The sequence below is a fragment of the Desulforamulus profundi genome, from assembly GCF_002607855.1.
In genome coordinates this window covers 1-5,165 of record NZ_AWQQ01000011.1, presented here as the reverse complement: position 1 = coordinate 5,165, position 5,165 = coordinate 1, and the positions used below count along the sequence as shown (strand labels likewise).

Below are 5,165 nucleotides of genomic sequence, written 5' to 3'. Positions count from 1 at the left end.
TGTGGATTTATTGGTATCCTTGTCCATGCGATGTCTCCTTATTTTTGAGATTATGGACAGGACTACCTGTTATACCTCAATTATAAGGAGATTTTAATCATTTTTACAGGATATTGCTGGAAAAACAATGATTTATTGGTTTTTTTCTAGAATTTTAGATATTGACATTTTGGAAATTTATTTATGCAACGCTAGTGATTTTTTCGATAATGCTTGGAAGGGACAGTTTACCATCCTGCCCAAGACCATCTTTCAGCAACCACCCTTGCAGTGGGCCACTGCGGGGAGCATCCAGTGTTTGGTAAACATTTGGTTCACCTCCCGTCGGGGTGTTGTTCTTTACAGTTATTACTATAGCAAAGACGTTTTACAAAACTGTTTCATCAATATCACATTTTGTTTATATTTTACTAAACCATCATAACAAGCAAGTGTTACTAATTTTTCTCGTAAGTTTAACATTTTTGTGATAATCCTTTGAATGCTTTGACAAGGGTTTGTTGTTAGCTTTACTATAGATAGTAGCCAACCCTTGTCTCTGCAGGGGAGGCATATCTTAAAGGAGGGATATTCATGCGCCAGTTTCGTGTGCTGGTTGTGGATGATGAAGATAAAATTCGTCAGGTTATTGGCATTTATTTAACCAATGAAGGATACCATGTGGGGGAAGCGGTGGATGGCGAGGAAGCCCTGCGGAAGTTTAGAGCCGAGTCCTGGGATTTAATCGTGCTGGACGTCATGATGCCCAAAATAGACGGTGTCACCGTGTGCCAGGAAATCCGCAAGGTATCCAAGGTGCCCATCATCATGCTGACAGCTAAGAACGAAGAGGTGGACCGCATTTTAGGATTGGAGTTCGGAGCCGATGACTATATGGGCAAGCCCTTTAGCCCACGGGAGCTGGTGGCCCGGATTAAGGCGGTCATGCGCCGGGTGGGCAGCGAAGAGAAAAAAGAGGGGCATCTATTAAAATTCCCCGGCCTGTGCATGGATTTAATCAGCCGGGAGGTGCTTGTTAAGGATAAGCCTGTCACCCTGACTCCCAAGGAGTTTGAACTCCTGGCACTGTTAGCCAAGTCCACCGGGCGAGTCTACAGCCGGGAGCAGCTTTTGGAGGAGGTCTGGGGTTTTGACTACTACGGGGATGTGAGGACCGTTGACACCCACGTCAACCGGCTGCGGGACAAGCTGCGGGCCGCCGGTGCCGGGAACCTTATTAAAACAGTCTGGGGCGTGGGGTATAAATTTGAGGTGGAAGCATGAAGCTAAACAACATTGTCACCAAACTCTGGGTCATCATGACCATTCTGGTGCTGGTGGTGATCGGCATTGCCGGGGCAGCCCAGACCAGCTTCATGGAAGGGCTGTACTATGAACAGCAGGCCAGGCTGTTAAAGGTACTTGGCAATAAGGTGGCGGACATCGCCCGTTCCGAAGAGGATCCTGTCGCCCTGGACAACAAGGTGGCCCTGATCGCCGGGTTGTATAACGCCAACGTGATGATTTTAAATGAGAAGGGCATTGTTATGAGCTGCCAGGGTATGGGCATCAGCACCAAGGATATGCCGATGGATATGAGTAATCCCCACCACGGCCCCTTGAACATGGGGGATCTACAAAAACTGTACCAAGGCCAAGCGGTGGTACTCAAGGGCAATAACCCTTTCTTTAAAACCGACGTGTTGTCGGTGGGCATTCCCTTTAAGGACCATGATAATATTTACCGGGCGGTCATTATCCATGCCCCCCTTGAACCCCTGGCAGACGAGCTGAAACGATTGCAGATGCTGACCATCTACACCGCCGCCGGGGGCATTGCCCTGGCCGCCCTGTTAAGTTTGATTTTCTCCCGGTTTATTTCTAAACCCCTGGTGAAAATGAACAAAGCGGCCCTGGCAATGGCCAGCGGCAATTATCAGCAGCGGGTGAACATCCAGACCAACGATGAAATAGGTCTGCTGGCCAACTCCCTCAATACCTTGGCCTCCCGGCTGCAGGAAAAAATCAGCCAACTGGAACAACAGGAACAAATCCGCCGAGAGTTTGTCACCAACGTGGCCCACGAAATCAAAACTCCCCTGGCGGTTATGCAGGGATTCACCGAAACCTTGATCGATGGGCTGGTTAAGACCGAAAAGGAGCGAGATGAATATCTACAGAACATTTTAGACGAAATCAACCGCCTTAAGCGGCTGGTCAATGAGGTGCTGGATTTAAAGCGCATGGAAGAGGGACACTTTGATTTTGACCAGGAACCTGTGACTTGCGGGAGATTATAGACCGTGTACAGCGAAAGCTCACTCAACTAACTGTCGAAAAAGGCATTCACCTGGAAATCAACATAGAAAAGAAGCTACCTTTGGTCACCTGCAACAGCGACCGCATTGAAAGGGTGTTGATAAACTTAATCGACAATGCCATCCGACATACTCCCGCTGGAGGCAAAATCTCCGTCTGTGTGACCACTAAAGCTAATCAGGTGCACCTGCGCATCAGCGACACAGGTGAGGGCATTGCACCGGAGGATCTGCCCATGATCTGGGAGAGATTTTACAAAGGTGATAAATCACGTACCCGGGTGCAAGGTGGCACCGGTCTCGGGCTGGCCATTGTGAAGAGAATTGTGGAGGGTCACGGGGGCCAGATTAATGTGGAAAGTAAGCTAAACAAAGGAACTACCTTTAACATCGTGCTGCCGGTTAACCACTTAGGCGTGGAATAACAACAACAGACCCGGGACATTTCCCGGGTCTATGCCTGTATTTTGACTATTCCTGTTCTTCTTTAACCTTCTGAGCTTCCACCATACCAGGCATCATACACATTTTTACATATCGAACTTGTTACAAAAATGTGAAACTGTTGTTATGGCTTTGTTAAACTTCTTTGTTATTCTATGATTAAGAAATCAATCAACCTACAACAAAGGAGTGAACACTATGATGATGACGTTTGCAGGTGGCATTACAGGTTTTCTCTGGTCCCTTGTCATGATTTTAGGTATGGCATTGCCGGTGATTCTGGTGATATGGGCACTGTTGGCTATAGGAGAACGGGCCACTGGAAGAAAAACCGGCGGCACAGCACCGCAGGAGATTTTAAAAACCCGGCTGGCCAAAGGGGAAATTTCTCTGGACGATTTTCAAAGAATAAGGGGCCAAATCACTTAGGGCTTAGGGCCTGTGGCGTAAACCACAGTTTTTTGACAATGGTGTTAAAGTATAAAAAACCAAAAGCCAGGAGCAAGGGTTTATTGCTGCCTGGCTTTTGGTTTAGTTAAACTCATCAACCAGTTTTTAAGTTCCTCAGTCATTTGATTATTGTATTTTGATATGTTTTCAATACTTTGCTTTGAGATAAAAAAGTATAACGAATATATCTAATGGAAAAAAGAGACAATAAAAATTACCTATGACTCAGTGCTTCATTCCTTAGCACTGATAAATATGGCCAGATATATTTTCTTGAAGTGAGACAAAAGCGCACCTAACAATGGTACGTTTTTGTACAAACCCTTTACGTTAAGCCATACCGCTCTGAATCTGCTGTAGGGAAAAATTACATTCCTCTATACAGAGAGCCAGATGGTGTGCGCCTTCGATTAGCTTGTTTTTTGCCATAGGGTCTGGTTCGGTGTTGGCCATGTTCCGTAATTGAGCCGAGATTTGCTGACAGGTCTGGATACACTGTTGAATTGTTTGGGCAGATTGCATTGTTGATTTCACCTCCGATAAGTTCCAATTAAAAGTTTTTAAGGCATCCGCATGAGGCTTTCGCACTGGCGGATACACATCTCGATATGACTGGCACCTAAGGTAAGCATTTCCCTTACACCGGCGTTATTAATCCCGTTAGCCGAACTACGCAGATCGTTGGCTGCTTTGGTGCAGGTTTGGATACACTGGGCCAACTGCTGCTTATTTTGCATTTTCCCACCACCCCTCATTTTTAAGTCAGAGTTATAGTCCCCGGTAGTATTACTTAATATTCAGCAGTACCCAAAAACCAGAGAGCATGTGAGTTCTGCTCTCTGGCTTTACTTTTTAACTCTGGTCATGCTTATGTGGCTGCCGGGATTTGTTCCTTTTACAAAGGTGTAGCCTGGGGCGGTGGAAAAGACCAACACAATGCCGGTAATGCCTAGGCTGATTTTGGTGATAAGCTTAAATTTCATTGGTGCTACCTCCCCAACACCTTTCTTGCGAGAGATGGCAGGCCATAGGGCCTGCCTGGTGAGGTTACTTTGCTGATGTACATAGATAGTTTCCTCGGTGCTAAACCACACCGTCGGCCTGTATCTTGCCTTTACAGTGAATCACTCCAGTGGCGCATCCCCGGCAGGTTCCTGTAGACTTGCATGAACTGCACTGGCAGTGTTGACAGGCCGGATATTTCTTAATCATGGTTATCCTCCCGAAACCAAGAATAATTTTACTACCGGGATAATTCTTCTTTAAGTTTTTTGTACTCATCTTCAGTTATCTCGTTCCGGGCATATCTGGACTTTAAAATATCTAGGGCACCGGACGATGAACCTTCCTTAAGTGCACTTTTTACTCCTGAGTTTACCGCCCAATAGACAACCAGACCTAACAGAGCCAGCGGGATCAACATCATAAAAATCCCCCCAAACCATCCCATACCATAGCCACCGTACATCATTGGCATAACGCATTCCTCCTTTAAGTTTTTTCTATTGTTCCCATAAGGGGTTGATTTTAAAAAGTGCCCTTATTAAGGACAAATCATGAAAGGTGATACCGCGGGTCTTTCTTTCTCTACAGATCGCTTTATCTTTAGGCGGCCCTAAGATTATCTAAACTGGCTTGTTGTATAATCAACCTCCTGTAATGGGTTTATGGATTGATTATATAAATAAAAGTTTACAAAACTATGGCATGAATATCACATTTTTGTAATACTTCACGGACCTTGTTTTGCAGGACCAAAGCTTTAATTCTAGCCCGAGTTTACGAATTATTAAATCGTTACTTTACCAATGCTCATAATATTTCAAATGTGAATCCTTGCAATGCTTGATTTTAAAGACATTTTTCATGGGTAGTGCTTGGTATTAGTGGTAAAAATATGTATTACCCTACTGATGATTAACTTTTGCATTGCTTTGGTCGAATAAACAAATAAATTTATGCCTATTTTACCGG

Annotated in this window: 8 protein-coding genes; 4 read left to right on the top strand and 4 right to left on the bottom strand. The window is 45.1% G+C overall.

The genetic code is table 11. The features are described 5' to 3' along the window. Positions 1–573: 573 nt before the first annotated feature. The 4 genes from P378_RS01405 (at position 574) to P378_RS01395 (ending at position 3,170) form a co-directional block, all read left to right on the top strand. Positions 574–1,263, top strand: a complete 690-nt coding sequence (locus P378_RS01405; RefSeq protein WP_099082017.1) for a response regulator transcription factor — start codon at positions 574–576, stop codon at positions 1,261–1,263. After that, a complete protein-coding gene (locus tag P378_RS01400; protein WP_238472726.1) occupies positions 1,260–2,279 on the top strand; it encodes a sensor histidine kinase in 1,020 nt (339 codons plus the stop codon). Before P378_RS01405 ends, P378_RS01400 begins: the two co-directional genes overlap by 4 nt. After that, on the top strand, positions 2,264–2,722 hold the full coding sequence (locus P378_RS20480; RefSeq protein ID WP_238472725.1) for a sensor histidine kinase: 459 nt from the start codon (positions 2,264–2,266) through the stop codon (positions 2,720–2,722). The genes P378_RS01400 and P378_RS20480 overlap by 16 nt, the downstream gene beginning before the upstream one ends. Positions 2,723–2,939: 217 nt before the next feature. Next, positions 2,940–3,170 carry an SHOCT domain-containing protein gene (locus tag P378_RS01395; RefSeq protein WP_073235404.1) on the top strand — a complete coding sequence of 77 codons (231 nt, stop codon included), beginning with the start codon at positions 2,940–2,942 and terminating at the stop codon, positions 3,168–3,170. A 581-nt stretch (positions 3,171–3,751) separates the two neighbouring features. Here the strand turns inward: P378_RS01395 and P378_RS19240 are convergent. The 4 genes from P378_RS19240 to P378_RS01385 all read right to left on the bottom strand — a co-directional run bounded on the left by P378_RS19240 (position 3,752) and on the right by P378_RS01385 (position 4,662). Beyond that, positions 3,752–3,928: a hypothetical protein gene (locus P378_RS19240; RefSeq protein WP_159431801.1), complete on the bottom strand. Its 177-nt coding sequence runs from the start codon at positions 3,926–3,928 to the stop codon at positions 3,752–3,754. 108 nt (positions 3,929–4,036) lie between these two features. Then, positions 4,037–4,174: a hypothetical protein gene (locus P378_RS19235; protein WP_180260922.1), complete on the bottom strand. Its 138-nt coding sequence runs from the start codon at positions 4,172–4,174 to the stop codon at positions 4,037–4,039. Positions 4,175–4,274: 100 nt separating this feature from the next. Then, positions 4,275–4,403 (bottom strand): hypothetical protein, encoded by a 129-nt coding sequence (locus P378_RS22665; RefSeq protein ID WP_274377217.1) that lies wholly within the window; start codon positions 4,401–4,403, stop codon positions 4,275–4,277. A gap of 31 nt (positions 4,404–4,434) precedes the next feature. Further along, positions 4,435–4,662 (bottom strand): SHOCT domain-containing protein, encoded by a 228-nt coding sequence (locus tag P378_RS01385; RefSeq protein WP_238472724.1) that lies wholly within the window; start codon positions 4,660–4,662, stop codon positions 4,435–4,437. Between the last annotated feature and the right edge of the window lie 503 nt (positions 4,663–5,165).

Bases quoted from the DNA above. Each gene is read 5' to 3' on its own strand.
- P378_RS01405 (WP_099082017.1), top strand. From the start codon at position 574: ATGCGCCAGTTTCGTGTGCTGGTTGTGGATGATGAAGATAAAATTCGT.
- P378_RS01400 (WP_238472726.1), top strand. From the start codon at position 1,260: ATGAAGCTAAACAACATTGTCACCAAACTCTGGGTCATCATGACCATT.
- P378_RS01395 (WP_073235404.1), top strand. From the start codon at position 2,940: ATGATGATGACGTTTGCAGGTGGCATTACAGGTTTTCTCTGGTCCCTT.
- P378_RS19240 (WP_159431801.1), bottom strand. From the start codon at position 3,928: ATGCAAAATAAGCAGCAGTTGGCCCAGTGTATCCAAACCTGCACCAAA.
- P378_RS19235 (WP_180260922.1), bottom strand. From the start codon at position 4,174: ATGAAATTTAAGCTTATCACCAAAATCAGCCTAGGCATTACCGGCATT.
- P378_RS22665 (WP_274377217.1), bottom strand. From the start codon at position 4,403: ATGATTAAGAAATATCCGGCCTGTCAACACTGCCAGTGCAGTTCATGC.
- P378_RS01385 (WP_238472724.1), bottom strand. From the start codon at position 4,662: ATGATGTACGGTGGCTATGGTATGGGATGGTTTGGGGGGATTTTTATG.